Source organism: Phycisphaerae bacterium (assembly GCA_012729815.1).
Taxonomy (GTDB): domain Bacteria; phylum Planctomycetota; class Phycisphaerae; order JAAYCJ01; family JAAYCJ01; genus JAAYCJ01.
Window position 1 is genome coordinate 1 of the sequence record JAAYCJ010000067.1, and the last position, 26,224, is coordinate 26,224.

Here is a 26,224-nt window from a genome sequence, read left to right on the forward strand (position 1 = left end):
ACCCTTGTGCCTGCCCTCCGCCGCACACCCAATCCAGCCCCCTCCCCACGTGTCATTCCCGCGAAAGCGGGAATCCAGATTCTTCACACCACCACACGCTTCAAACTACACCCTCAACATCAAAACACCAAACCCGTCCCATCCCAACAAATTCGAAATCCGAAATCCGAAATCAGACCTCTCCTCAAGCCAGCACCAACACCAGCGCCACCCCCGCCAACACCAGCACCGCCGCCGCAACCCGCAGCGACCACGCATAATACCCCTTCGTCGCCGCGTTCAAAAACCCATACACAGCCACGATCAAAACCGCCATCCCAACCGCCGAAAACCACGTCACCCGCGCCCTGTATCCCGCCCGCCCCTCCGGCGTCCGCGCAAACTGCTCCCGGCCCGACTGCGACATCAGCGCGTACGCCGCCGCGTCCTCCCGATCGTACACCAGCAGCATCGCCCGCCACACCTGCCCATACGGCCGATCGAACTGCTGAACGAACCGATCGGCAACGAACATCCCGCGACGCAGCTCCCCGCGAATCAACTCCGCCAGCGCCCCATCGCTCGCCTGCGACCACACGCTGTTCTGCCGCTGCGCCACGTGACGGAAGTACGGCAACAACTGCCGCGCCGCGTCCTGGAACGCAAGCTCCTCCGCCTCCCGCACCGTCGTCGCCGGCGACCGCGACTCCGCCAGGTACCAGTGCCGATCTTGGTTGCGATTCACAAATTGCGCGAAATCATCGTTCCAGCCCTTCTCGTCAAACGCCGCGCTCCGCGACGTCTGCCCGCCCGGCCCGCGAAGCACCGCCGTCACCGTCCCGTTCCGCAGGTTGGCACCGTATGCGGTGTAGCTCCCCTCCGACACCACCTCCACCGACAGCACCACCGCCGGCTGCGTGCTCGGAACCCCCTCAAGCCGAACCACCCGCCCAACTCGCGCCTCACGCTCCCGAACCGCCTCCCCGATCGCGTCCGACGCCAATCCGCCCGCCAGCCCGATCGTCAAATCCTCCTCGCCGCCCGGCGCGATCGTCGCCAGCGATTTGATGACCCCAAGCGCAGCCGCCTTACCCGCCGACGCCGCCGACGCATAAACACTCGCCTCAAACTCCCCTTCACCCAAATCCCACGCCGGCCGCGCCTCAACTACCGCCGCGGAATCGTCAAGAATCACCTCCGTCCGAACCGGTGGCGGAACCGAATCCACCAGATCGCCCGATGTGCCGCCGTAATACTGCCGCTGACGGGGATTCTCAGCGTTCAAACTCGCTGTCGCATGCCCGCGCGAAACCACTACCCGCCGCCCGACAAAAAAGAAAGCGGCCAACGCGAAAACAACCGCCACAACCACAACCATCCCACCCGCGCCCGCCAGAATTGTCCACCCGCCTCGGCGGCCTCTCGCCACCCCAACCACGACCACAAACGCGATCGCCACCAGCGCCGCGATCACCAGCAATCCTACCAACGACATATTCATATGTGGCTGCGACATCATATCCTCAACCCTCAACCCAAGCCATCAATCCATCACCGCCGGAGGAAAGTGCACCACCTCCGTCTTCTCCGGCCACGCCAGAACGAAAAACGAAGCCACCAGCAAAATCCCCGCCACGATCGCGTCGCCGCTCCGCACCCCGTTCAAAAACATCTCCAGCGACTCGCCGAACTGGTTCTGCTCGATCGCCTCCGCGATCCCCGGCCAGTGCAGACCCGCCGCCGCGCTCCGCGAAAGCCGCAACACCCCCAAAACCCCCAGCATCGCCAGCGCCGCACGACCCATGTGAACCGCCCCCGCCCGCCGACGCGCGAAAATAAACGTCAGCGTCGTCAGCAGAAACAACATCCACAACGCCCACGTACCCAACCGATCGAACAGCACCGGCCAGTTCCCGCCCAACCCGCGAGTCAACTCACGCGCCAAATCCGGATCCGGCAAGCCCGCAGCCGCCGCCCCCGCCAGATTCAACGCCAACCCCAATCCCACCACCAGCGTGACCAACAGCACCATCCCCCCCACAAACGATAAAAACATGCTCGTCTGACGAGGATGCGGATAATCCGAACCCGCCGAAAAACGCGACCCTTCTGTCCGATGATATTCCCTCGCCTCCGGCGAAACCTCCTCACGCTCAACCGGCGACTCCACCCGCAGCGGCGCCCGCGGCGCCTCTTGGTGAATCGTTCCCGGCCGCAAACCCTCGATCGCGCCCGGAACCGCCGGGGCCGTCCGGTAGTGCATCCCCTCCAACTCGTCCTCGCCCTCCCACATCACCAGCGGCCGGCCACAGCTGTCCGTGAACCGCCCGACGATAATCATGATGATGTCGTAAAGCTGCCCGATCCCCAGCAACCCGGCCGTGAGCAGCCACAAAATCCCCGTCCCGATCTTACCCACGTAAAACCGCTGCAGCCCGTTGAACCCGATCAACCCGCCCGCCGCGAAAAACAATGCCCAAAGCCGCTTCTCCGGCGACGGTCGCACCGACGCCACCGGTCGCACCTCCCGATGCGGAGCCGGAACCGGAATCATCGCCAGCACCGGCAACAAAATAACCGGCGCGACGATAAAGAAAATCGCAATCAACGCCTCCTCCTCCGTCAGGTTAAAACCGGCCAGGCATGCCACGCCACAAGTCATCGATATGATGCAGACCAGATGCAGCAGAGGTCTGACCACGCCGCGCCACCACCCGCGCCACCCACGCTCGTAGACTCTGATCAGACACACCGCCGACAGCAACAGACCGCCAACCCCGGCGATGACCGCGGCGACCGATTCATCGCCTCGGTAGTGCACAACCCCCAGACTCACCAGAAACATCAATCCTACAATCGCCGAAGCCACAAACAGCAACACCCAAAGCCCGCGAACAAACCACGGCACCGGCCGCTCCTGGAACCAGGACCCACTCGGCTGAACGTACGGCCGCGACGGCTGAACGTGCCGACCAGCCGGCGCCGGCTGAACCGCCTCCAGCCGCTCCTGCTGCGCCTCCCGCGCCGGCCGCAGCGGTTTCGACTCCTCTTCCCGCCGCTCCCGCGACCCCGCGTGGAACGGACTGGCCACCTGGACCGCCAGCACCGTACCCGCCGCCACCGCCACCGCCATCGGCGAATACCCGCCAGTCAGCGAGGCAATCAAAAACGCCCCCACCCCAACCCCCAACGAATGCCAAAGCGTCAACCGCAGCCGACGGTGCGGATCCGTCAAACCCCACCAGTTCACCAGGAACCACGGAACCGCCACCGCCACCCACGTGCCCGCCGCGTGCTCGTGGCTGAACTCCGCCGCCAGCCAGAATATCGCCGCCGCCAACGCCGCGAACAGCACCGCCGATCCCGCCATCGCAAGCCGGCGAACCGCTACCGGCTCCTCGCCCATCCGCGACGCCAACCGCCGCCTCGCGAAAAATATCCCGCCCACCGCCGCCGCCGTCATCACCAGCGCCGTCACCCCCTCCCACAGCCCCGGCCCACCGTTCGATCCCGCCCACACGCACGCCAGCGCGAAAATCACCATCGTGATCCGCGCCAACTGCGACCGCTGACGCCGAGTCAACGTGTCCTCAATCTCCGTGCCGTTCACCTCGACGCCCCGCCCGTCACGCATCGCCCGGTGCGCATCCCGCATCGCCCGGATCTTGGCGTGCACCTCCTCCCTGCCCTCCTGAATTCGGCTCCGCAAATCCCGCCCGCCGTCCCGAACGTGACGCCACGAATCCCGATGCGCATCCTCCGCCTCGCCCTTCGGCCCCGGAGGCGGCGTCGCCGCCCCAGACCCACCCGATACCACCCCGCGACCCGCCACCGCACGCTCCGCCACCATCGTCAGACTGTCCGGCGAAAACATCGAAACGCTCGTCCGTACGTGCTCCGACCCGAACGCCGCCTCCACCATCTCGCCCGCCGTCTGATACCGGACCTTCGGGTCCTTCGACATCGCCTTCCTGATCACCGTCGCCAAAGGCTCCTCGATCATCGAAACGTCCGGCTCAGCCGCAACGTGCTTCATCAGAATCTCGCCGATGCTCGAACCCTCAAACGGCACCCGGCCCGTCAGCATCTCATACAACACCGCGCCCAACGCGTAAATATCAATCGTCCGGTAGTAATTCCCCGCCCCGATCTCCGGAGCCATGTAGTGCACCGTCCCCACCGTGATCGTCTGGCCGCTCTGGCGACTCGCGTTGATCACCTTGCTCAGCCCGTAGTCGCCGATCTTGACGTACCCGTCCTCGTAAAAAATGTTACCGGGTTTCAAATCCCGGTGGACAATCCCTCGGTCGTGCAAATACCCCAACCCCTTGGCGATCTCCCGCAGAAAAAACGCCGCCTTCTGAACCCCCATCCCATCCGGCGTCTCATTCAACAGCTCCCGCAGCGACGGGCCCGCCACGTACTCCATGATCACAAACGCCTGACCCTCGTCGTTGTGCCGAACGTCGAAAATCGTCACCAGGTGCGGGCTCTTCAAATTCATGCACTGGCTGATCCCCCGCAGCTCCACCTGCTCGTACATCTGAACCGACTTGAGCGCCACCTCCCGGCCGCTGTCGCTCACCGCGTAGTACACCTCCCCGAACCCGCCCCGGCCAACCGCGCGCTGGATCGTGTACCCCTCAAGCGGTCTATCGCCATACTTATATTTAAACACCTGATTCATCGTTCTGCCCAGCCTGTCTCAGTCCGCCGGCCTCGCCGGTCACAATTTGTATGACAACCATATCATCATATCAATTACCGTCGCCAACGACCCTGCTTATGCCTCATCCACAATCACCATCGAAACCCCCCCCACCGCCACCCGCGCGCCCGGCGCGATCCCGTCCTCACCGTCGTACGGCCTGCCCTCCACCGTCACCGCCTCGCCCGTCCGCACCATCACCCGCCCCTCCCGGCGATACATAACCACCGGCTGCGACAACTGTTCCGTGCGAATGTGCGCCCCCGCCGACGGTCCCATCACGATCTCCCGATCCATCAAAATGATCCGCCGCGCCTCCCCACGCGCCAATCGTGTCCCGCACAACTCCACCACCGCCGTCGTACTCGCGGCATTAGGCAATAAAAATTTCAATCTGCACCGTCGTGACAGTTCGATTCTAACACCGTCACTCAATAATGCCCGCCACGTTTCGCGACCGCCCACCATGATCGGTTTGTCCGATGAGGCAAAATAGTCCTCATCGATCCGCTCGAAAGTCACTGTGGCACAATCGGTTTCGGCTTGCACGACCACATCCGGCCTCGACGACTTGCCGCAGCCGATCGATACCCGATCGCCGCTGAGCACCAGAAAACTGCCCACGCCGTCCGCGTGAATGGCAAACCGTCCACCCATCTTCGTTCGCGGTGCCGTCACCTCCGCGGCACGCTGCGCCGCCACGTGCTTGACCGGCACAACTGACGGCGACGGCTCGACTTGCGCGCCCAGCAGGCCCAGCGGCCCCGCCCCGAGGTGCTCAGCCGCCTCAGCCGCCCGCTGCGCCGCGCCAATCGCCTCAACCAACCACTTGGCCTCCGGCACGATCGTCCGCACGCGATTCAGCGACTGCCAGCCGTCGCGAAAACGACCCGCCGCAATGCACCGCCACGCAGCCCGGCATTCATCCAGCGCCCGCCGCAATTCCGCGGCCTCCACCGCTTGGGTGGGCAGTCCGCAAAGCCGCTGGGCGAGGCTTTCCGCCAAATCCAATCGCCCCTGCACCAGCGCCTCGCGGGTGCGTTCGGCGATCCGGCTGACCACCTGGCCGGTCAGTTCGGCCAGCTCCGGGTTCGACCCGTGGGCGGTCATCGCCGCCGCCAAGTGGTTCAGCGCGCCGGTCCAGTCGTCGCATTCGATGCACTGCCGCGCCCGTCGGATCGCGGTCTGGGCCTGCCGGCGTCGCAGATCGGCTTCGTGGAGCAGGCCTTCGGCCCGCTCGCTGTGCTCCAAACCGGCCACGAGGGCCTCAGCGGCGCTGACGTCGCCTTGCGCCATCTGCTGTCGGGCGGCGGCGACCATGCCGTTTCGCCGTCGGCCGTCGCGGTCATGGTCGGCCATGGCCTGGCCGATGGCGGTTCGCAGCGATTCGATTTCGGGGTCGGCACCGCCGAGTTGGGCGGCGCGGGTGCAGTCGCTCATGGCGGCTGGGAGGCGTCCGGCTTCGAGGTGTTCGCGTCCGCGTTTGACGTAAGCCTTGATTAGTTCCGAGGTTAGCCTTTGGCCGTGGCGGTGTTCGCGAACGTCCGGATCGGCCAGCAGCTCGGCTGTCTCTTCGAGGCGGCCGTCCGCCAGGGCTGTTTCGGCCTGTTTGATACGAAGGAAAAGCACGGGAACCCTCTTTCACTCAGGGGTTTACAGGTTCGAGTATACCCTTGCCTCCGTTGGCCCGCAAGCCGGCCTCGCCCGGTCCGTCGCGCAAGACCTTCTTCAAGCGTTTTTGAAGAGTCTCAAGCAGGACTCCTCGGACCGAGGCGTACTGGCTGGATGAGAGCTGCTCGAGGTCGGTCTCGGTCATCCGGTCGATTTCCATCAGCCGGTTTTTCATGTCAGCACTCCGCTGTTCCACTGCCTCATGTAAAGACGTCGCGGATAGTCGAACGTTTCAGGATTTCCCCACGGATCCCGCTGCGGGACGCGCCGCCGGACCCCTGGTTCGACCACGGACATGGTCGTTGCCGGGTCCGGCGGCGCTCGGCCGGACCATCAGTTGAATTCAACGCTGCGATCGCCCGTGGGGGTCTCGACCTTCTGCGGCGGCTGAGACTCCGGGGACGGGACGATTTCGAAGTACTCGCCGACCTGGCGGAGCAGTTCTTTCTCGTCGATGGTGTCGACGGGGATCGTCTGGACGAAGCGAGCCTCGTGGGCGAGGACGCGTTCGGCCACGTCGAGTCGGGTCTTGATCTCGGTGATGAGCTTTTCGGTCTTGGCCAGTTTGCTGCTGTCGATGGCCAGCGGGGAGCCCGCGCCGGCGGCCTTGACGAGGCGGTACTGGCTTTCGAGGGACTTGATCTGGTCTTCGAGTCGGACCTTTTGGCTGCGGGTTCGGTCGAGCATCTGCATGGCGGTGGCGAGGGACCGTTCGCGGGTGGTCAGCAGTCGCCGCTTGCCTTCGAGGACGACCTCGGCCTCCTTGTAGCGATCGAAGGCGGCTGAGAGGTCTTCCGTGAGCTGGTCGCGGGTGTAGGTGAAGCCGGCCAGGCGGTAGGTTGGCGCGCCGTCGGCGAGGTGATCGCGGAGTCGGCAGATCTTGGTGCGATGGTCTTCGAGGGCCTGTTCGGATCGGACGATGTCGCCCTTGAGTCCGGCGACCTCGACCTCTTCCTGGGCGATCAGTCGGATGTTGGCGTGCATTTCGGGGATGATCTGTTCGAGGAGGTTCTGGGCCCGCTGGAGTTCGAATTCGATGGGGACTGCGTTCTTAACGCTTGTGCGGACTGAACTTGCGGAGGTTTTGAGGTAGCTGACGGCGTCTTTGCCGAACAGCAGTCCTCCGGTGAGGCTCAGCCCCGCCACGGACAGGACACCGAGTTTGATCCACTTGGTAATCATTGTGACACTCCTTCAGACAACCGGACTTATTCGTTGCGGTTACGATTTCAACGGTCTTTCGACCACAAGGGGTTTGACGAGGGGGGGAGGAGAATATTTCTGGGGGAGAATTCAGTGGTCAGAACTCAGAATGAAGGCAAAAGGCAGAATGCAAAGCGGGACAGGGGAATTGAACAGAAGGGCGCAAAGAACACGAAGGGGGAAGATGAGGAGTCGGGGGGGAGGGAAGGCTTTAGGCTTTGGGCTCTAGGCTTTAGGGGTCCGCCGGAGGCGGACGGGGGAGGGTTGAACTGCCAAGAAGCCAAGAGCGCCAAGGTGGAGAAGAAGGCGGAGGGAGTCCGGTGATCAGGAGGGAGAGGCGGGTTTCCCGCAGAGGGGCTGAGACGCAGAGAGGGAGAAGAAAGAGATTTGAACAGGAGGCAGCAACGGGAGCGAAGAGGGGCTTAAGTAGAAACTCAAGACCTGACCCCGGGGGTCTGAGGGTCGGTGCTCGTGCGGGTGGGAGATTGATCTGTCGGAGCGTGGTGGGGTATAGTCGGGTCTGGTGGGTGGGATTGGGCGAGTGGTGGCGCGGCTGCGGTTTGGCGGTGCGAGCAGTTTGGCGCAGCGACTCGTCTGACTCGAAGTACAAGGGGTTGCCGCGGCTGGTGGAGCAGGAATAGCTGATGCCGACGTTGGAATGGACGGGAAAAAGGCGGTTTTGAACCGCCAGGGTGAGGTGGCCTGACATTTGGGCAGATGCCGTAAACAGATCAAGGCGACATGACGGTAATGGAGGAACGCGGGTATGGGCGACATGAAAACGTGTCCGTTGTGTCGGCAACCGGCAGAAGGCAGCTTCTCATCCATGTACGACGTGGTTTGCTTCGACTGCGACAACTGTGGAGGCTACAGCATCGACCGAGTTTTAGTTGATGACCTAGAGGGGGCGAACGACGACCGGCCTTTTAAGCTGGCGTGCTTGCTGTGTGAACAGAAACTACGCAATCCCAAACGTTCGGTCGGTGTGTTCTATGAACCGGACATCTCCAATGTGAATCCAAATGATCGTACCGTTCTGTGGCAAGTGGATGAGTTGCTGGCGAGACCAAGTGCATTTCGATACCCGGCAGTACAACCATATCGTCTACGAGGACGCCGAGGACCTTCGCGTGAAGCTTCGCAACCGGATCGCCGCGACGATTCACTGAGCAGTACCGTGCTGCATGTGGAGCAGCATCAATGGCAGAGGCAGGCGAGTGGCGGCTGTGTGTTGTCATCTGCAGATTGCGGAAAAGGCGAGGCGGCGCTCGGGGAATGTGGTAGCAGGGCATGACCCGCGTCGGGTTTCGCTTGCGTGAGCGTCAGATGAGCTGAGAATATGGCCGGTCGGTGGGTGGTGTTCCAGTTTTCCGTCAGCCTCATGGCTGTAATTGCCATAACGTCCAATTGCAGAGCAAATTATGCCGGCGTCATTTTGGGCGGAGGTAGGATGCGCTCCGGCGGCGGATCGCATTAATTAGAATTATATCAATCCGCCTTTGTTTATTCTCTGTGTGGCTGTTGGTGAGCCGTTGAGGCACGCGGTGCGGCGCCTCCGGGGAATATCGCAAAATTACGATATTTGGCTTGACTTTGTATCGCAATAATGCGATAGTTCTTATAGAAAGGAATCTTGATGCCCAAGACTGACGTCGTGATTTACGCTGAGACGGATGGATCCGTCCCGCTGTTGGAGTGGCTCGACGAACTGCCGGCAAAGGTCCAGGACAAGTGCATGGCAAAGGTGGAACGACTTGGAGAACTTGGTCATGAGTTGCGTCGGCCGGAAGCTGACATTCTTCGCGACAAGATTCACGAGCTGCGCATCGGTTTTCAGGGCATCAACTATCGCGTGTTGTATTTCTTTCATGGTCAGCAGGCGGTGCTATCGCATGGGTGCACGAAGGAGGGCAGAGTTCCCGACAGGGAGATAGACGAAGCGGTCAGACGGAGACGGTGCTTCGAAGAGGACCCGATGCGACACAGTTACAGGGAGTAGTCAAGATGGAAGAGAAGAAGAAGACAACGGATGCACTGAAGATATTGAAGGACCGGTACGTCAAGGGCGATTCGAATCGCGAGGCTTCGGTTCGCGAAGAGAAGGTGAACTCCGCAGTTGCTTCGATAATCTATGAACTCAGAAAGGACGCCGGCCTGAGTCAACGCGATTTGGCTGAACTGGTTGGAACGACGCAGTCAGTGATCAGCCGATTGGAGGATGCAGACTACGACGGGCACTCACTATCGATGCTGAGCCGGATTGCCAGGGCGCTGAAGCAGAAGCTCACAGTCGTCATGGAGGCAGATATTCCCGAGGCGGGGTTATTGCAGGATGCATTTTGTCAGTTCGTTCAGATGCTACGAAAACGCCAGAAGTTGACGGTGGATATGCTGGCCTCGCGACTGGATGTGGACCGAGATGAGCTTGCGGCGCTGGAGCGCGGTCGAAGATGCAGGCCGAATCCGCTTCTCATACACAAGCTGAGCCAGTTCTTTGGCGTACCAGAACGGCGATTCTTGATGCTGGCTGGCGCCATTCGGGATGTGCCGAGGGATGTCACGGAACGGGCATCCCGGTTTGCGGCGCACTCGGATTCTCTGGCGGCGTTGACCCGTGAGGAAAAACGGCTGCTTGATGAATTTGTGGAGTTCATTAAGGCTGAGGCGTAGGATGTGGGGCGGAGGGCAGGCACAAGGCCTGCCCGTACGGGGAAGAGGCAGGGACGAGGGTTGGGGGTACGAGTTTTTGAGTGGACAGTTTGGGGGGTTCTTTGTATGACATGGCGGCGTTGGCGATGGGTTTGACTATGCGCAGGAGATTGGCGGATGAAGTTGGACAATGGTCTGGTTCGGTTTGAGTTTGACGAGGCGACGGGCGGTCTGGTTCAGATTACGGATCGGGCGAGCGGCCGGCGGTGGCTGAACGATTCGCGCGGGTGTCGGCTGGCGAAGCTGATCGTACCGACGCCGGAGCATTGTTCGATGCCGCTGCGCTCGCACGAGGCGGGTCGGCCGACGATGCGGCGTTTGGCGGACGGGTTGGAGATTGCGTTCCCGGAGTTGAGTTATCGCGGACGGAAGATGGGGGTGTTTTTGACGGTTCGGGTTCGTCTGCCGGAGGGTCGGTCGGAGGGTTTGTTCTCGGCTGAGATTCGCAACGAGAGTCCGCATCGGGTTCACGAGATGTGGTTTCCGTGGCTTGGCGGTCGTCGGAGGCGGGCGGGCGGATCGGCGGACGTGGTGACGACGAGCAAGACGCGGATCGGCGACATTCACGGGGCGCTGGCGGGCGGCGGGAAGCTGGCGCACACTTTTGGGCATCACAACCAGCGGCTTGGGATGGATCCGACGCACATGCTGCCGATGATGGATATGAGCAGCGACGGGTGCGGGCTGTCGTACATCAAGTACGAGCGTCAGCCGTCGCCGCACATTCTGGTGTTTGAGAATCCGCTGCACGTGTCGGACGATCCGTGTTTGACGTGGTCGTGGGCGAGCGGGGTTTTTGTGGAGCCGGGTCGGACATGGACGAGCTGCGAGTTTGGGATTGGCGTGCATCAGGGCGACTGGCACGCGACGGCGGACCGGCTTCGGGAGTGGATGGCGGAGTGGTGGCAGCCGTGCGACACGCCGCGTGCGGTGCGTGAGAAGATCGGGTTGGTTCACGTTCAGACGCGCGGGTTTTCGGGCGAGGATTACCACGAGTTTTCGGAGCTGCCGGCGATCGCCCGCGACGCGAGGAAGTTCGGCGTGCGGGATTTGATGATCTGGGATTGCACGGCGTCGGTGTATTACCGTCCGGACCGCGGGGATTTCTGGGAGATGCCGGCGGAGCGTGAGCGGGAATTGCGGCGGTCGCTGGCGGCGGTGCGGAAGCTCGGGTTTTCGGTGTCGTCGTTTGTGAACTGGCGGCTGTTGGCGGAGTACAACGGGACGTGGCCGGATTTGAAGGGGCTGGCGCAGGAGAGCGTGTTCGGCGTGCCGCTGTTCGGATTTCCGTGCTCGACGATGGACGGCGGGTTGTACGGGGATTTGGGTTATGAGATGGGTTCGCACGCGGTGTGCTGCGGAGCGGACGGGTATTTGCCGTTCGCACGGCGGGTGCTGGAGCGGACGTTTGAGTTGGGGTTTGACGCGACGGCGATCGATCAGGCGTTCGAGTGGAATTACTGTTTGTCGCGGGAGCACGGTCACGCGTCGCCGCAGGAGGCGTGGCGGCGGACGTATGCGTGGTTTGACGAGGCGACTCGGACGACGCGGGCGCGGACCGGGTCGTACACGGTGGCGGAGGTGCCGGACCTTTATAACACGCAGTACATCGATCTGTGGTGGAATTGGGGCTGGCGGGACGATTCGTGGGCGAGGTCGTCGGTGTACCGGTACGTGCTGCCGTCGATGATTCCGTGCTGGTGCATCGATGAGAATCAGCGGGACGTGATCGGACAGGCGTTTGCGGTGGGGAGTTTTCTGGCCATCGGCACGCGGGACATGACGGGGTATTTGTCGGACGATTCGGAATTGGCGGCGCAGGTTGGACGGCTGGCGCGTTTGCGGAAGGCGACGGCGCGGTACGTGAATCACGGGCGGTTTTTGGACGATCGGGGGTTGAAGGTGACGGGCGGCAAGGGGTACGTGTATGAGTCGGGTCGCGGGCTGGCGGTGGCGTTGGCGAATGGGAAGGGTCGGACGGTGAAGATGAAGGTGTCGCTGTCGCCGGAGGCGCTTGGGCGGAAGGTCGGCCAGCAGGGCGTGTTCCATATGGAAGGCGTTTCGGCGGTTGAGGTGACGCCGGGTCGTCGCGGCGGGAGGTTGACGGCGACGGTGGAGTTGCCGGCGTATGGCGCGGGGGTGTTGGCGTTTGATGGGGTGAAGCGGCAGTGATTTTTACGCGAGTTCGACCTTGGGTGGGGCGTCGATTTTTGAGGCGACGGCGCCGTCGGGCCGGCGGGAGTGTTCGACGGTGATGGGGCCGTGCGGGGTGGGCAGGGTTCCGGCGGCGAAGGTCAGGTCGGCGAGGTGCGGGCGGACGGCGGCTTTGCGGTAGCCGGGTTCGAGCGGGACGATGCCGAGGACTTCGCGGGGGAGCCAGGCGGTGGGCCCGGCGGCCCAGCCGTGGCAAAGGGAGTGACGCTGGCCTTCGTAGCAGCCTTTGCCGCAGTAGCCGTGGACGTCGCGTTTGTCGGGCGGGACGATCTCGTCCATCCGGCCGGCGTTTTCGAGCCATTCGGTTTCGAAGGCTTCGAAGAAGGTGGTGGCGCCGAGGTCGAGCATGCCGCCCCAGTAGGATCGGATCAGGTCGAGGCATCCGGCGTGGTCGTCGGCGAGGGCGCGGGCCTGGAGGACGTAGTAGCCGAACCAGGTGGAGAGTTGGCGGTCGGGTTGGAGGGCGAGGCAGATTTGGTTGGCGTGTCGCGGGTCTTCGAGACCGGCGATCGCGCGGACGGCGTGGACGTGTTTGCGCGGGCTTTCGGCGAGCGGGGCGGCGCGGAGTTTCTGGTGGAGTTGTGAGGCGAGGTCGGCGAGTTGGTCGTCGTTGATGGCGCGGGCGATTTTGGCGGCTGCGTCTGCAGCGAGGACGAAGATGGCTTGGATGGATTCGCCTTCGGCGGTCGGGTCGCCGAGGAGGGCGTGGTCGACGAAGCTGCCGAGGGTTTGCCGGCCGTCGGGGTCGATATGGTTGGCGAGGCGTTTGGTCAGGTGGGTGAGGGCGTCGCGCTGAGCGCGGAGGTAGGGCAGGTCGGCGGTGAGCATGTACCAGTCCCAGTGGCTGACGATCCACCAGAGGGAGTAGGAGGGAATGTTGTTGATCCAGGCGTCGGGGTCGGTGGTATCGCGGAGGAAGTCGAGGGTGTGGGGGACGACCTCGTGCGGACCGAAGAGGGCGGCGATGACGTGGAGCTGCGGATGGAGGTCGCCCATCCAGGCGAGGCGGTCGCGTTTGATGCCGTCCATGACGATGTCCTGGCAGCAGAGGTGGACGGTGCGGGCACCGACGCGGTAGATTTCGTTGAGGCGTTGGTCGGAGGATTCGAAGCTACCGAGGAATTGGCGGTCGCGTTCGATGGCGACGGCTTGGACGGATCGGATGGTGACGGCGGTGTTGGGTTCGAGGAGGTCGATGCGGACGAAGCGGAAGCCGGTGAGGCCGAATTCCTGGGTTCCCATGCCGGGAAAGTCGACGGTGAAGTCGTGGATGGCGTGGTCGTTGTTGGGGTCGGCGAAGGTTTCGGAGACGGATTCGCCGAAGCGGATGCGGAGGGGGACGTGCATTCGAGGGGTGGAGGCGGGGACGGCGATGCGGACGGAGCCGTTGTATTCGCGGCCGAAGTCGAGGGTGATGGAGGGGCCGGGTCCGTCGCCGGCGGCGAGGCGGCAGACTGTCAGGTCGTCGCGGAGGAGGGCGTCGGGGTTTTCGATGGCGCCGGCGGCGGGATCGGACCAGACGATTCGGGCGGGCATGGCGAGGAAGCGGTTGAGGGGGTCTCGGCGCTGGGATGGGGATGTCATGGGTCGTCCTTGAAAATTCGGTTTTTGCGAATGGGGCAGGATAGCGGGTGGAGGGGAGGGTGTCAATGGGTGGCGGGTTGGAGCAGGAGGGGCCGCAGCGGCGGGAGGGTGAGGCGGGATGGGAACATTTCGTAGCTGATCAGGTCGAGCATGGGGCCGGCGGCGCCGTGGAGTTCGACGGTTTGCGGCTGATGGGTGTAGTTGACGAGGTTGAGGAGGAATTGGCCGTTGTGGGGGACCAGACGCCATTCGAGGCCGTCGGGATACTGGCGGTCGGCGAGGGTGACCTGGATGGGGAGCGGGTTGAGGGTATCGTCGAGGATCGATTTGAGGGCGGCGGCGAGGGTTTGATGGTCGGCGTTTGGGGCGAGGGCGGGGCATCGCAGCGGGTTGGGCAATTCGCGGTTGAAGTCATCTTTGGCGAATGACGCGCCGATCGAGATGATTTGGCGGTTTGGCGCGGCGGATTGCCACGCGCGGAGTTTTTCGACGGTTTGCGGCAGGACATGCGAGGCGTTTGGGGCGAGGATGAGTTTGAGGTCGGCGAAGTCGCCGTCGGCGATCTGGCGTTCGGAGATGAAGGCGATTTTTCGGCCGAGGAAGTTGAGGGCGTGGTAGAGGTCGGCGGCGGTCTGGCCGTAGGCGGGGTTGTAGAGGTATGAGGTGGGTGAGTAGAGGATGGCCAGGTCGGCGGGTTGGTCGAAGAAGGCTTTGATCTGGCGGGCGAGTCGGTTGGCGTCGAGGGTGACCTGGCCGGCGGCGGCGGCGGCGATGGGACGTTCGGGGAAGAGGCCGTAGAGGCTGGCGTAGCCGCCTGGTCCCTGATCGACCCAGGCCCAGTTGGCGGAGAAGCCCAGGCCGTGGGTGAACTGCTGGAAGAGGGCGGTGTAGACGTGGTCGTAGGGGACGTCGCGTTTTTCCTGGTCGTGGATGATGTGGTTTTCGGTGTTGACGACGACGGTGTGTTTGAGGGAGGTCTGGAGGTCGTAGTAGAGGGCGGTGGAGAGCCAGTCGACGGCGTAGCCGGGTGCGTGGAAGACGTGGCCGCCGGGATACATGAAGTAGTTGTCGTTGCCGTTGAGGTCGGTGGCGAGGGTGAAGCGTTCGGGATCGACGTTGTTGTATCGTTCGCCGTGGATGAAGGCTTTGAAGACCATCATTTTGGTGTGGGTGCGGGCGGCGGGCCAGGCGTCGTGGACGATGTCGCTCATCCAGGCGATCCAGTCGGCGAAGAGGGCGCTTTTGTAGCGGTGCCAGTCGAAGGCGAGGACGGGGTCTTTCTCGACGCTGAATGCGCTCTGGTAGCCGAGCGGGCGGGTGGGCAGGAGGTTGGTAACTTCGTCGAAGGATGCCAGTTTTGTGCCGTAGGCGCGGTTGAGGGCTGAGATGTCGTTGTGGTAGCGGCGTTTGAGGTAGTCGCGGAATCGCGTGTGGTGGAAGCCGGAGGCGATATCCTTGTCGATGTAGATGGGTTCGTTGATCAGGCAGAAGGAGGCGATGGCCTCGGCTCCGGGCAGTTGGCGCAGGTCGGTGACGACGGATTGGAGGTAGAGTTGCACCATGTCGCGGGCGCGCGGGTCGTCGAACTGGTAGCGGAGGAATCCGGAGTCCATGTAGGGCAGGCGGTAGGGTCCGGTGATTTCGTGCGGATAGACGTTTTCGACGCTCAGGTGCAGGTCGACGGCGATGTCGTTTTTGGCTGCGAGGGCCAGCGTGCCCGCGACGCGTTCGCCGGCGACGACGGCGGGGTCGTAGACGAATTGGCCGTTTTGGTCGACGTCGATGATCTTGTGCTGGTTGTCGTAGGACCAGGCGTAGGGCCCGAATCCGGCGTACTGGACGGCGTTGTTGCCCATGGCGCGGAAGAGGGCGAAGAGGTCGTCGAGCCGTTGCGGCGGGAGGCGGGTGCCGTGTTCGAAGAGGCGCAGGTAGCCGTTGAAGATGACCGGTCGGACGGACCGGTTGCCGGCGTCATCGACGGTGGTCGCGTGGTAGAAGCCGTCGCGGAGTTCGATGGGCGAGGTGACGTAGGTGAAGGTTTTGAAGCGGTCGAGTTTTTCGGCGGCGGCCAGGGCGTCGACCATGGCGTCGAGGCGTTGGGCGACTTCGCTGAGTTCGCGGAGTCGGCGGATGGCTTTTTCGAGGAAGAAGGTGGAGGCGGCGGCATCCGGATGGTTGAGGTCTTCTTGGGCGAAGCGGGTCTGGCTTTCGAGGACGGCGAGGAGCGCCTGGGCGTAGCGGGTGGGTTTGCCCTGTTCGGCGAGGGCGTCGATTTTCGGCTGGAGGCGCTGGGCGGTCTGGTGGAGGGATTCGATCCGGCGGCGCAGCGGGAGGTTTTCGGCTGAGGCTTCGGCGAGGGTTTGGCCGTCGACGGCGCAGCGGAGGGTGAGCGGTCCCCACTGGAGGTGTTGCGGATCGGCGTTGAAGTGGGCGAAGGCGATTTGGCCGCGGTCGATGGCGAGGGTTTGCGTCGGGATCAGCTCGACGGTGGCGCCGGCTGGGTCGGTGGCGGTGAGGCGGAGGGTTTTGCCGGTGAGGGCGTGGGCGAAGCACAGGACGGCAGAGCCGGCGATCTGGTCAGCGCAGGTTTTTTCGGTCAGGAGCAGAGCGGTTGGTTGGTCAGCTTGGAGGACGGCGACCAGGTTGTGTCGCGAGCTCTTGTAGGCTCCGATGCCGGGCCGCAATTCGAGCCATCCCTTTCGGCCGCCGCCGTCGTTGTCGTTGACGATGAAGTTGAAGCCGAAGGCGCGGCGGCCGGTGCGGTCGACGCGGTGGAGGAAGCGCCAGTTGAGGTGGGCGAGGAGGCGGTAGCCGTCGGCGGTGCGGGAGACGCGGCATATGCATTCATCGTTGCTGAGCGGGCGGTTGAGCTGCCAGCACCAGGACTGGGGTTGGCCGGCGGCGTCGAGGGCGAAGCCGATTTCCAGGTCGTTGTCGTCGTAGTAATCGGTTCGTTCGAGGCCCTGGTCGATCACGAGTTGGATCGAGTCGCCTTCCCAGAGGTTCGCGCCGTCTCGCGTGACGAGCTGGTCGTCGCCGATTTCGATCAGGACGGTCAGGCCGGTGTCGTCGTGGGCGAGGGCCCATTTGGCTTGCAGGTCGGCGGCGTCGCGGATCGGTTCGCCGCCGATGGCGACGGGCGTTCCGCCGTCGGCGTTGGGCCGGACGGCGGGCGAGCGGGTGTGGCTGCGCCGCGGGACGATGTAGAGGTTAGGATCGCACTGGCGGATGTCGGACTGCCGGACCGTACGGAGCGGCGCGGGCGAGGTCGCGGTTTGCGCGAGGGATGACGCGGCGAGCAGAGCACAGGCGGTGATGATGGTGTATCGCTGCACGGTGTTAACCTTGGTCTATCGACTTGGGTTCCAGGTGTAGCCGGGGGCTGTGCCGGGACAGACGAGGATGAGCGGGCAGTCCACGTGGAGGTCGCCGAAGAGGACATTGCTCCACCAGCCGTCGTCGCTGTGCCAGGCGTAGTTGCCGGCGAAGCCGTGGAAACTGGGCCATCCGGCGGTGTAGATGGTGTTGTCGCCGAGGAAGAGGGTGGCGGCGGGTTCGGTGAAGGCGGCTGCGGATTGGACGCGGTAGTGGTCGGTGTTGGTCCAGGGGTTGGTGATCCAGAAGTTGACGACGTAGCTGGTGGCGTTGCGGTACCAGGATCGCGGGCCGACGTTGGGCACGGCTTCGCGACGGTTGTCGTCGGGGCATTTGTGGATTTCCGGGTCGCCGATGTAGGGTGAGAGGGGGCGGTCCTCCGGCGGGACGGGACAAGTCCACGAGCCCCAACCGCCGTCGAAGTTGTATCCGCCCCAGCCGTACCAGTTTTCGATGATCGGGACGGCGTCGTTGTGGTCGATCCAGTAGGCGCTCCAGGCGGTTCCGATGGCGCGGAGGTTGGAGGCGCAGATGGCGCGTTTGGCGCTCATCCTTGCCTGGGCGAGGGCGGGCAGGAGGATGGCGACCAGGACGGCGATGATGGCGACGACGACGAGAAGTTCGATGAGCGTGAAAGTCCGGGATCTCGGATTGGCCGAAGAGGGCTGTTTCATCTGAGGATATCCTCCGGTGGTGCGGTGGATTTGCGGCGGATAAGGTATGGCGCGAAGGTTTTTCGGATGCGGTCGGAACGGTCTCCGGCGAGGCGTTTTTCGAGGATTTCGACGAGGCCGCGGGCCCGGTCTTGGAGGTTGAAGGCGACGGTGGTGAGGGCGGGGCAGAGGTAGGCGGCTTCGGGACGTTCGTCGCCGGCGATCACGCTGACCTGGTGCGGGACGCGGATGTCGCGTTGGTGGAGGACGTGGAGGGCGGCCATGGCTCCGAGGCTGCTGATGGCGAGCAGGGCGGTCCAGGTCGGCGGGCCTTTGGCGAATTCGCGTTGGAGGCATTCGGCGGCGGCGGCGGTGGCGTCGTCGCCGACGCGGGTGTGGCAGTCGTAGACGATCGGGTCGATGCCCTGGCTGCGGGCGAAGTCGATGAATCCCTGTCGGCGTTCGATGACTTCGGGAAAGTCGGGTTCGTTGACGAGGACGGCGAGGCGTTGGTGGCCCAGGTCGACCAGGTGTTGGGCGGCGATGGCGCCGGAGCGTTTTTCGTCGCCGCAGGTGTGGTCGACGGGCATTTCGGCGTATTGGGTGCCCTGGGCGACGAAGGGGATGTTTTTTCGCTGGAGGATCGCCAGCACTTCCGGTCGGGACCAGCCGATGAGGATCACGCCTTCGTAGCGGATTCGCGGTAGCCATCGGTTGGCTGGGGCGGCGAGGTCGTAGAAGTGGATGTGGGAGAGGAATCCGCGTTCGGCGAGGGCGGCGCGGATGAGTTCGGGCATCTGGTAGGTCCAGCCTTCGGGCACGAGGACGACGACGCGTGGTTTTTCGAGCTTGCGGGCGGTGTGGTTGAGGGCGTGGGGTCGGGTGGAGTAGACGCCGATGGCGGATCGGCGGGTGACGTAGCCTTCCTGTTCGAGGAGTTCGAGTGCCCGCTGGACGGTGAACTGGCTGACGCCTCGGGCGCGGCCGATCTGGCGGATGGAGGGCAGCCGCTGGCCGGGATCGAGGTCCAGGACGGTCTGGCGGAGGTGGTCGGCGAGTTGTTCGTACTTGGCTTTCATGGCGCCGGTGATTACAGTTTGTAATTACAGTGTACTATTGTGGGTCAATGGAGTCAATGGGTGATTTGTGAGGGGGCTGAGAGAGGGGACGTTTAACTTTACCGCACGGGCCCTGGAGACGGCAGGAACGCCGATGAAGGGGAAAAGTAGAATGTCCCCTTTTTCAGGACAAGGGGCGCAAGCGGTAGGTGTGTTGGGTTTTTTGGAGGGGGAAGGGGGTGGGAGGGTCGCGTCGCTGGGGATCGGCTGTGGGGGTTACACCATGTTCATGGGCAGGGTTTTTCGGTAGTCGGAGGGCGAGCGGCCGACGATTCGCTTGAATCGATGGGAGAAGTGGAATTCGTCGTAGAACCCGAGGCGGTAGGCGATTTCCTTGTTGTTCAGGTTGGTTTCCCGCATCAGGCGGCAGGCGCGTTCGATGAGGGAGCGGTTGCGGTATTGTTGGGGGGAGATGCCGACGATGCGGGCGAATCGCCTTCGGAAGGTATCGTAGGACAGGTCCATAGTCTGGGCGATTTGGGAGAGGGGCTGGGGCGAAGCGGTTTCCTGGGCGAGGATGGAGCAGACGTGTTCCGCCCAGGCCAGGTCATGCGGCGATACCGCGCCGCGTTCTTCGGAATGGAGGGCTTGGAGGAGGATTTCCTGGAATTGGACGACGGAGAGCATGGGGAAAGCGGGCCGGCGGGAGTTGAACGAGTCGAAGAAGTCCCTGAATCGTTTGTACCAGTAGTCCATGGGTTCCAGGTGATGGACGGGTGTGGCGGGGTCGAGCAGTCCGTTTTGGGTCCAGGGCGCGAAGACGGATCGATCGAAGGTGAACCACATGGGTTTCCAGTGGCCGCCGGGGAGGGCGTTGTAGTTGTGGGCGAAGTCGGGAAACACGATCATGAGGTCTCCGGGCCTGAGTGGGGAGGAGAATCCGTTGGCGTCGCGGTAGGAGGCCTGACCGTCCAATAGATACACGATGGTATAGTATTCCTTCTGCTGCCGCATCGCGGGTCCCATATAGGGATTCTGGGCGATACAGGCACATAGAAGGCTTCCCAGCCGGGTATTGGCGTTGATCGGCTCCATGGGGTTTCTCCCGCGGCCCTGCCGGAGGGCGTGCGCCACTTTGTACATGCAATGCCTGTTATAGACATTCCCATCGGCAGAATCAAAATGTAGGCTTGAGGCTATGAGAGGTCATCTGGTCTGAGGGTTCATTGGGCGAACTGACCGACGGCTGTCCTATCGTCAAGGGCAACGACAGCGAAAACGGGGTAACACGGTGTTCCCTGCGCGTTGTCGATCGTTTGGAAAGGAAAGGGCATCATTATGGAGAGATTGAGCGTACTGATGGCGGCGGCGTTGTGCCTGGCCGGGGTCACGGCGCAGGCGTCGACGGACCTACTGGGGCCCGGCGTCAACAATGGGTCCTTTGAAGAACCGTACCTGGGCGGTGTGGACGGCGCGTATGTCCAGCAGGTCCCGCCGAGCTGGAAGCGGAGCGACGATCCCGACATTATCATCCAGGTGCACGGCGGGGCCTTTCATGAGGTGGCGTCCGACGGCGCGCAGTTCATGGTTACCGGCGTGGGCGGCGTGGGGTCGAATCAGGGGCTCTATCAGGACGAGGAGACGCTGGGTTATTTCCAGGCGAACACGGTATACACCCTGACGGGCTATGGTGCGTGGACGGGGCTCAATCAAACTGGGATTCCCGAGCTTCAGATGCGGTTAGGAACGAGTACGGCGGCAGAGGGCGCCTATGTTTCCTCGCTTCCGGCGGACGCACCGGTTTTCACGTTCACGGCGTTTCCGACCATTACGGTGGATACGAGCGTGGATTTGGGTCTGGTCGGCAGCCCGATTGTGGTCATGCTGTACACCAACGCGGTCGATCCGTATCCCCGGTTCGACCACTTTGCCCTGACGGCGACGGCGGTTCCGGAACCGATGGCGCTGGCGCTGCTGGGTCTGGGCGGCCTTTTGCCGGTACTCCGGCGGAGAAGGTAGGCTGGAGTGGATTGGCGTTTTTGACTGTTTTGAATGTATGGAAGGTGTGAGGAACTCACAGGCAGTGAAACACCTTCCATACTTTTTTACTCGTGCGTGTCTTCTGGGGGAAATGCGATAGGTTTTGTTTTGAGTCAACGGGATTGGCCTATCGCGGGCGAAGGCGTCCGTGACATCCGGGCCTGGCGTCCAGGGCGTCGGGCGGGCGGCGAGGTTTTTTCAGTTCGGCGGCTAGAAGTCGATCATGGCTTTGACGACGCCGTCGCGGTAGTCGTGGACGAGGTCGAAGGCCTGTTGGGTTTTTTCGAGGGGGAAGCGGTGGGTGACCATGAAATCGACGTCGATTTGGCCGGAGGCGATCAGGTCGATGGCGGGGTGGACGCAGCCGTTCTGGCGTCGGACGTTGGTCACGGTGAGTTCTTTTCGGCGCAGGCGGTCGATGGTGAACGAGACGCGTTCGACGCGCGGGATTCCGATGAGCATGAGTCGTCCGCCGGGTTTGAGGAGATCGACGGCCTGGTCGAGGGTGTCCTGTTCACCGGCGCACTCGTAGACGACGTCCATGCCGGCTGGGCGCTGGTCGAGGATGGTTTTGACGGCGTCGAGGCGGTCGGGGTTGCCGGCCCAGGTTGCGCCGGCGTTTTTGGCGACGCTGCCGCGGCTGTCGATCTTGTCGGTGACGAAGACGTTGGCGGCGCGGTCGGCTTTGGCGGCGAGCAGGACGCTGAGGCCGATGGGACCCGAGCCGAGGACGGCCACGTCGGCGGCGTCGGGCAGGCGCGATTGTTTGACGGCGTAGACGCCGATGGAGAGGGGTTCGGCGAGGGCGGCGCGGTCGGCGGTGACGGGGTTGGCGACGGGGAAGAGGCAGTCGGCGGGCATGACGATGTATTCGCAGAGGCAGCCTTCGGATTGGCCCGGACAGCCGAGGAAGCGGAGTTTGCGGCAGGTGTTTTCGCGGCCCTGTCGGCACTGGTCGCATTCGTGGCAGACCATGGCGGGATCGACGGCGACGAGTTGGCCGGGTTTGAGGTTTCGGACGTCGCGACCGGTTTCGACGACGACGGCTGAGCACTCGTGGCCGACGATGAAGGGGTACTGGACGATCTGCGAGCCGATGCGGCCGGTGGCGTAGTAGTGGACGTCGGAGCCGCAGACGCCGACTTTTTCGAGTTTGAGCAGGACGTGGTGCGGGTGGCGGATGGTCGGGGCGGGCAGGTCCACGAGTTCGGTCTGCTTGATGCCGGTCAGTCGGATTGCTTTCATGTCGTTGTCCCTTGCGTCAGCGGTTTGCGGGGATGCCGCGGCGGATGAGGGTCTGGAGGGCGTTCCAGGTCATCTCGATCATGGTTTGGCCGTGGTCGTCGAGTTTTTTGCCGTCCTTCCAGATGGCCAGGAGGAGTTCGCGGAGGCCGGGCTCGGTGAGCTGGTCGGGCGAGTCGGGCAGCGGCAGCGGCTGGGGCGTATCGGGTTTGCGGCGGATCAGGGAGACCACGCCGGCGGCGGCGCCGAGGGCGAGGTTGGTTGGCTTAACGCCGTACTGGAGGGCCAGGTGCATGGTTCCGTAGAGGCGATCGTCGTAGCCGAGTTTGCGGACGTGGTCGCGTCCGACGCGGGCGACGAGGTCGTTGAGGTTCGGGTTGACCATCCGTTCGAGGAGGTCGTCGGCGTAGTCGCGGTATCCGTCGGCGGTGAAGAGGGGATCGCCGAGGGATTGGTGGCGGCGGATGAGGGCGGCGCCGGATTCGTCGATGAAGGCTTGGCGTGCGATGGCCATGATGTCGTCGCGGCCGGCGGCCTGGGCGACGGTGTCGAGGCCGGCGAGGTCGGCGAGGTAGGCGATCAGGGCGTGGATGGCATTGTGGCCGTAGAGCTTGGCCTCTTCGAAGGGGAGCAGGTCGGGTTTTTCGATGAAGACGTCGATACCGCGGCGGTAGCCGGGCGCGGTGACGCGGGAGACGAGGATGCGGTTGAATTCCTCGACGAGGATGGCGCGGTCGATGCTCGGCGTGATGGTGGCCAGGTTCATTCGCTGGATGGTCGGCTGATCGGCGATCACGCCGGACATTTTGCCGATAACGGTGTTGAGGGTCTGGACGTTGTCGACGGCGCCCGCTGGGGCGTTTTCGATCAGGAGGTCCATCAGGACTTCGGCGGCGTGGTTGTGGTTTTCGGCGGCGTAGATGATTTTGGGCCGGACGGATTCGCTTCCGGCGAGTCCCGCGGCGAGGAGTCCGACCACGCCGGTTTCGCCGCCGGCGGAGTAGATTTTGACGCTGGGCAATGCGGTGGCCATCTCATCGGACTCGGCGATGGCGGCGATGATTCTTTTTCGGTCGTCGTCGTGACGCGGGTTATAGAGTTCGATGCCTTCGAGGGTGAACTGGTCGATGCGGTCCTTGCGGGCGATGTTGATGGCGTAGCGTCCGTCGTTGGCTCGGACGGCGTCGACGAGGGCCTGGTCGATTTCGGAGACCACGAATCGCGAGAAATTGCCCGAGCGGTAGGCCTCGTAGAGGAACAGGGCGCTTTGGATAGGTCCGAAGCCGAAACCGACGAAGGTTTTTTTATTGTTGGTGCTCATGGCGTGCTCCGGTCAGGCGATGAGGTTTTCGTCGAGCAGTGCTTGTTCGCGTTCGGCGTCCCAGCCGTCGACCATGTTGAGGTCGGGCAGGTCGGCGTGCGGGTAGAGGATGACCTTGCCGTCGACCTGGTTTTGTTCGATCATCTTGAGGACGGCGGGGGCGTGGCGGAGGGAGCCGACGCCGTAGACGTAGTTGCCCGGGTCGATGTGGCCGGCGGCGATGGCGTCGAGGGTGGCCTGGAGGTCGGAGGGTTCGCCGCCGCTGGAGCCGACGACCTTGATTTCGTTGTAGTGGACGGCGATGGCGTCGATCTGGAGGAGGTGCTTGCCGCGGGGCAGTCCGCCGAAGAGGTTGGCGACGCCGCCCTTGCCGAGCAGTTCGAGGGCGGCCTGCTGGACCGGCTGAACGCCGACGGCAAGGATGACGTCATCGGCCATGGCTCCGTCGGTCAGTTCACGTATGGTTTCCTTGAGGTGGTCGCCGTGGACGGTGACGAGGGTGATGCCGAGGGCGCTGGCCTTTTCGCCGAGGCGTTCCTGGACGAGTTCGAGTCGTTCGTCGATGACGTCGGCGACGATGAGGTACCGCGGGCGGTAGCGCATGGCCATCTCGACGTGCATGCGCCCCATGGATCCGGCCCCGATGACGACGGCGGTTCCGTCAGGCAGAATGCCTAGTCTGGGTTCGCGCGGGGCGTTGGGGCTGGCCTTGTGGATGTGGAATTGCCGTTCCTGGGCGGAGTAGACGCAGGAGATGGGTTCGGCCATGGAGACGGCGAAGTAGGGCATGTCGTCGTCGGGCAGCGGGAGCAGGCAGTTGCCCTGGAGGACTTCTTCCTGGATGAGGAGGTATTGGGCGAGGTTGCCGCCGAGGGTGTATCCGACGGCGCACTTGTTCATGCCGGCGGCCTGGTCGCGGTAGCGGTCGCGGTGGCAGATGGGCCGGACGTCGACGGCCGGCTGGATGCCGAATCGCTGGCCGATCTGGTACTTGCCGGCGAGGTTTTTGCCGGTCTGGACGAGGGTGACGGAGCCCTCATCGCCGAGGATGACCGGGTATTTCTGGAGATCCCAGCCATTCAGAAACGTGTGGTTGGAGCCCTGGGCGATCAGCTTGAGGATGGAGGTGCAGACCCCGGCGGCGTCGACGCGGCAGAGGAGCTGGTTGTCGCCGGGCGTCGGGAGGGGGACCTGGCGGACGGCGATGTTTTCGAAGCCGGGTCCGGCGAGGGTGACGGCCTCCATCGTTTTGGGGAGTTGGAATTGGCGGCGGGTGCGATAGTCGGAGAATTTGCTCATGTTCGTGGTCTCGATTACAATGTATGGTCTTTTATGGCTTGTGCCGCACTCAGTGTACCCGTCGGCGGCATCAGGCTCAACAGCGGAGATGGCCGGATGGCGGGTTTGACGGCGAATTTTGCGCGGAGGAAGGGGGCGCGTTCTGGAAAGGGAGGCGACGTTGGGCGAAAGACGATGGGCGGTCGCGGTGGTGGCGACGACGGCGATGCTGGGCGTGGCGGTGGTGCTGTGGACGACGTCGTGGTACGGGGTGGGCGTATCGCCGGACGGGGTGCAGTACGTCTGCGGGGCGCGGAATCTGGCGGATGGGCGAGGGTTTATCGGGTACGACGGAGCACCGATCACGCAGTGGCCGCCGCTGTATTCGGCTTTGCTGGCGGCGCCGGCGGAGTTGGGCGTCGATCCGTTGGTTTCGGCGCGGTGGTTCGGCGCGGGGGTGTTTGGGCTGATCGTGCTGGTTTCGGGGCTGTGGGCGCTGAAGCACAGCGGATCGGCGGGCCTGAGCTGGGCGGCAGCGGCGTTGATGCTGCTGTCGGTCGCGTTGTTGGGCGTTTCGCGGGAGGTGCGGTCGGAGTCGCTGTTCCTGGCGGTTTTGCTGCTGTTTTTGTGGCAGGCGGAACGGGTGCTGGCGACGCGGTCGATGGGGCAGGTGGTGCTGTTGGGCGGGATCGCGGCGCTGGCGTGTCTGAGCCGGTACGTGGGCGTGACGCTGATCGGGACCGGCGTGGTGGTGCTGCTGGTCAAGCCGGTGGGGGTGAGGCGGCGGCTGATTGAGACGGCGGTATTTTCGGTGGCGGCGGTGTTGCCGCTGGCGTTATGGCTGGTTCGGAACGTGGTGGCGGCAGGCCATCCGGCGGCTCTGCTGCGTTCACCGACCACGATCACGGCGGCTGAGAATCTGCGGAAGGTGGGCGAGACGGTGTGGATGTGGTTTCTGCCGGAGGCGGTGACAGCCCTGGTTCCGTCAATGCTCTTATTCGCGATTTTCGCGGCAGCAGTGGTGGTGATGCTGGCGATGCTGGTGCGGCGGGTCGGTCAGGGGCGGCCGGACGTGGTCGCGGTTTTGCCGATGGCGGTGTTCGTGGCGATCTACACGGTCGGCGTGGTCGTGCTGGCGAGTTCGGTGCCGGTGTATCCGATGAGCCACCGGCATCTTTCGCCGATCTAC

At 63.7% G+C, this 26,224-nt stretch carries 19 protein-coding genes and 2 pseudogenes; 7 read left to right on the forward strand and 14 right to left on the reverse strand.

Translation table 11 applies throughout. The features are described from left to right. Positions 1-184 precede the first annotated feature (184 nt). From GXY33_05065 to GXY33_05090, 6 genes and pseudogenes are all read right to left on the reverse strand, one after another. On the reverse strand, positions 185-1,480 hold the full coding sequence (locus GXY33_05065; GenBank protein NLX04498.1) for a hypothetical protein: 1,296 nt from the start codon (positions 1,478-1,480) through the stop codon (positions 185-187). Positions 1,481-2,275: 795 nt separating this feature from the next. Continuing rightward, positions 2,276-2,824, reverse strand: a pseudogene (locus GXY33_05070) (TM2 domain-containing protein). Positions 2,825-3,898: 1,074 nt separating this feature from the next. After that, a pseudogene (locus GXY33_05075) lies at positions 3,899-4,666 on the reverse strand (serine/threonine protein kinase). A 96-nt stretch (positions 4,667-4,762) separates the two neighbouring features. Beyond that, positions 4,763-6,316: a hypothetical protein gene (locus GXY33_05080; protein ID NLX04499.1), complete on the reverse strand. Its 1,554-nt coding sequence runs from the start codon at positions 6,314-6,316 to the stop codon at positions 4,763-4,765. Between the two features lie 16 nt (positions 6,317-6,332). Then, positions 6,333-6,533 carry a hypothetical protein gene (locus tag GXY33_05085; protein ID NLX04500.1) on the reverse strand — a complete coding sequence of 67 codons (201 nt, stop codon included), beginning with the start codon at positions 6,531-6,533 and terminating at the stop codon, positions 6,333-6,335. Positions 6,534-6,691: 158 nt separating this feature from the next. After that, the gene (locus GXY33_05090) at positions 6,692-7,540 is read right to left on the reverse strand and encodes a hypothetical protein (GenBank protein ID NLX04501.1); all 849 of its coding nucleotides are present in this window, start codon (positions 7,538-7,540) and stop codon (positions 6,692-6,694) included. 524 nt (positions 7,541-8,064) lie between these two features. Here GXY33_05090 and GXY33_05095 point away from each other — a divergent pair. The 5 genes from GXY33_05095 (at position 8,065) to GXY33_05115 (ending at position 12,442) form a co-directional block, all read left to right on the forward strand. After that, positions 8,065-8,202 carry a hypothetical protein gene (locus GXY33_05095; GenBank protein ID NLX04502.1) on the forward strand — a complete coding sequence of 46 codons (138 nt, stop codon included), beginning with the start codon at positions 8,065-8,067 and terminating at the stop codon, positions 8,200-8,202. A 381-nt stretch (positions 8,203-8,583) separates the two neighbouring features. Further along, positions 8,584-8,730 carry a hypothetical protein gene (locus GXY33_05100; protein NLX04503.1) on the forward strand — a complete coding sequence of 49 codons (147 nt, stop codon included), beginning with the start codon at positions 8,584-8,586 and terminating at the stop codon, positions 8,728-8,730. 467 nt (positions 8,731-9,197) lie between these two features. Beyond that, a complete protein-coding gene (locus GXY33_05105; GenBank protein ID NLX04504.1) occupies positions 9,198-9,560 on the forward strand; it encodes a type II toxin-antitoxin system RelE/ParE family toxin in 363 nt (120 codons plus the stop codon). A 5-nt stretch (positions 9,561-9,565) separates the two neighbouring features. Continuing rightward, positions 9,566-10,231, forward strand: coding sequence for a transcriptional regulator (locus GXY33_05110; GenBank protein ID NLX04505.1), 666 nt, complete (start codon positions 9,566-9,568; stop codon positions 10,229-10,231). Between the two features lie 156 nt (positions 10,232-10,387). Continuing rightward, positions 10,388-12,442: a hypothetical protein gene (locus GXY33_05115; protein NLX04506.1), complete on the forward strand. Its 2,055-nt coding sequence runs from the start codon at positions 10,388-10,390 to the stop codon at positions 12,440-12,442. A 3-nt stretch (positions 12,443-12,445) separates the two neighbouring features. On the opposite strand, the gene GXY33_05120 is transcribed toward GXY33_05115, so the two are convergent. The 5 genes from GXY33_05120 to GXY33_05140 all read right to left on the reverse strand — a co-directional run bounded on the left by GXY33_05120 (position 12,446) and on the right by GXY33_05140 (position 20,168). Further along, positions 12,446-14,068, reverse strand: a complete 1,623-nt coding sequence (locus GXY33_05120) for an alpha-L-rhamnosidase (protein ID NLX04507.1) — start codon at positions 14,066-14,068, stop codon at positions 12,446-12,448. Positions 14,069-14,130: 62 nt separating this feature from the next. Further along, complete coding sequence (locus tag GXY33_05125; GenBank protein NLX04508.1) at positions 14,131-17,403, reverse strand: hypothetical protein; 3,273 nt, start codon at positions 17,401-17,403, stop codon at positions 14,131-14,133. Positions 17,404-17,418: 15 nt separating this feature from the next. After that, positions 17,419-18,117 (reverse strand): prepilin-type N-terminal cleavage/methylation domain-containing protein, encoded by a 699-nt coding sequence (locus tag GXY33_05130; protein NLX04509.1) that lies wholly within the window; start codon positions 18,115-18,117, stop codon positions 17,419-17,421. Beyond that, on the reverse strand, positions 18,114-19,175 hold the full coding sequence (locus GXY33_05135) for a LacI family transcriptional regulator (GenBank protein ID NLX04510.1): 1,062 nt from the start codon (positions 19,173-19,175) through the stop codon (positions 18,114-18,116). The genes GXY33_05130 and GXY33_05135 overlap by 4 nt, the downstream gene beginning before the upstream one ends. A gap of 255 nt (positions 19,176-19,430) precedes the next feature. After that, on the reverse strand, positions 19,431-20,168 hold the full coding sequence (locus GXY33_05140; GenBank protein ID NLX04511.1) for an AraC family transcriptional regulator: 738 nt from the start codon (positions 20,166-20,168) through the stop codon (positions 19,431-19,433). Positions 20,169-20,492: 324 nt separating this feature from the next. Between GXY33_05140 and GXY33_05145 the strand changes: the two genes are divergently transcribed. Continuing rightward, a complete protein-coding gene (locus tag GXY33_05145; GenBank protein ID NLX04512.1) occupies positions 20,493-21,173 on the forward strand; it encodes a PEP-CTERM sorting domain-containing protein in 681 nt (226 codons plus the stop codon). A gap of 231 nt (positions 21,174-21,404) precedes the next feature. Here the strand turns inward: GXY33_05145 and GXY33_05150 are convergent, their stop codons facing one another. The 3 genes from GXY33_05150 to GXY33_05160 are packed head-to-tail and all read right to left on the reverse strand — an operon-like array spanning position 21,405 to position 25,056. After that, positions 21,405-22,439 (reverse strand): alcohol dehydrogenase catalytic domain-containing protein, encoded by a 1,035-nt coding sequence (locus GXY33_05150; GenBank protein ID NLX04513.1) that lies wholly within the window; start codon positions 22,437-22,439, stop codon positions 21,405-21,407. Positions 22,440-22,455: 16 nt separating this feature from the next. Continuing rightward, positions 22,456-23,757 (reverse strand): hypothetical protein, encoded by a 1,302-nt coding sequence (locus GXY33_05155; GenBank protein NLX04514.1) that lies wholly within the window; start codon positions 23,755-23,757, stop codon positions 22,456-22,458. Positions 23,758-23,769: 12 nt separating this feature from the next. Beyond that, positions 23,770-25,056, reverse strand: a complete 1,287-nt coding sequence (locus GXY33_05160; protein ID NLX04515.1) for a zinc-binding dehydrogenase — start codon at positions 25,054-25,056, stop codon at positions 23,770-23,772. Positions 25,057-25,216: 160 nt separating this feature from the next. Here GXY33_05160 and GXY33_05165 point away from each other — a divergent pair. Then, on the forward strand, positions 25,217-26,224 hold a 1,008-nt coding region (locus GXY33_05165), incomplete at its 3' end, for a hypothetical protein (protein NLX04516.1).

Coding starts and splice junctions, on each gene's coding strand:
- GXY33_05065 (NLX04498.1), bottom strand. CDS start 1,480: ATGAATATGTCGTTGGTAGGATTGCTGGTGATCGCGGCGCTGGTGGCG.
- GXY33_05085 (NLX04500.1), bottom strand. CDS start 6,533: ATGAAAAACCGGCTGATGGAAATCGACCGGATGACCGAGACCGACCTC.
- GXY33_05090 (NLX04501.1), bottom strand. CDS start 7,540: ATGATTACCAAGTGGATCAAACTCGGTGTCCTGTCCGTGGCGGGGCTG.
- GXY33_05100 (NLX04503.1), top strand. CDS start 8,584: ATGATCGTACCGTTCTGTGGCAAGTGGATGAGTTGCTGGCGAGACCAA.
- GXY33_05105 (NLX04504.1), top strand. CDS start 9,198: ATGCCCAAGACTGACGTCGTGATTTACGCTGAGACGGATGGATCCGTC.
- GXY33_05110 (NLX04505.1), top strand. CDS start 9,566: ATGGAAGAGAAGAAGAAGACAACGGATGCACTGAAGATATTGAAGGAC.
- GXY33_05115 (NLX04506.1), top strand. CDS start 10,388: ATGAAGTTGGACAATGGTCTGGTTCGGTTTGAGTTTGACGAGGCGACG.
- GXY33_05120 (NLX04507.1), bottom strand. CDS start 14,068: ATGACATCCCCATCCCAGCGCCGAGACCCCCTCAACCGCTTCCTCGCC.
- GXY33_05130 (NLX04509.1), bottom strand. CDS start 18,117: ATGAAACAGCCCTCTTCGGCCAATCCGAGATCCCGGACTTTCACGCTC.
- GXY33_05135 (NLX04510.1), bottom strand. CDS start 19,175: ATGAAAGCCAAGTACGAACAACTCGCCGACCACCTCCGCCAGACCGTC.
- GXY33_05140 (NLX04511.1), bottom strand. CDS start 20,168: ATGCGGCAGCAGAAGGAATACTATACCATCGTGTATCTATTGGACGGT.
- GXY33_05145 (NLX04512.1), top strand. CDS start 20,493: ATGGAGAGATTGAGCGTACTGATGGCGGCGGCGTTGTGCCTGGCCGGG.
- GXY33_05150 (NLX04513.1), bottom strand. CDS start 22,439: ATGAAAGCAATCCGACTGACCGGCATCAAGCAGACCGAACTCGTGGAC.
- GXY33_05155 (NLX04514.1), bottom strand. CDS start 23,757: ATGAGCACCAACAATAAAAAAACCTTCGTCGGTTTCGGCTTCGGACCT.
- GXY33_05160 (NLX04515.1), bottom strand. CDS start 25,056: ATGAGCAAATTCTCCGACTATCGCACCCGCCGCCAATTCCAACTCCCC.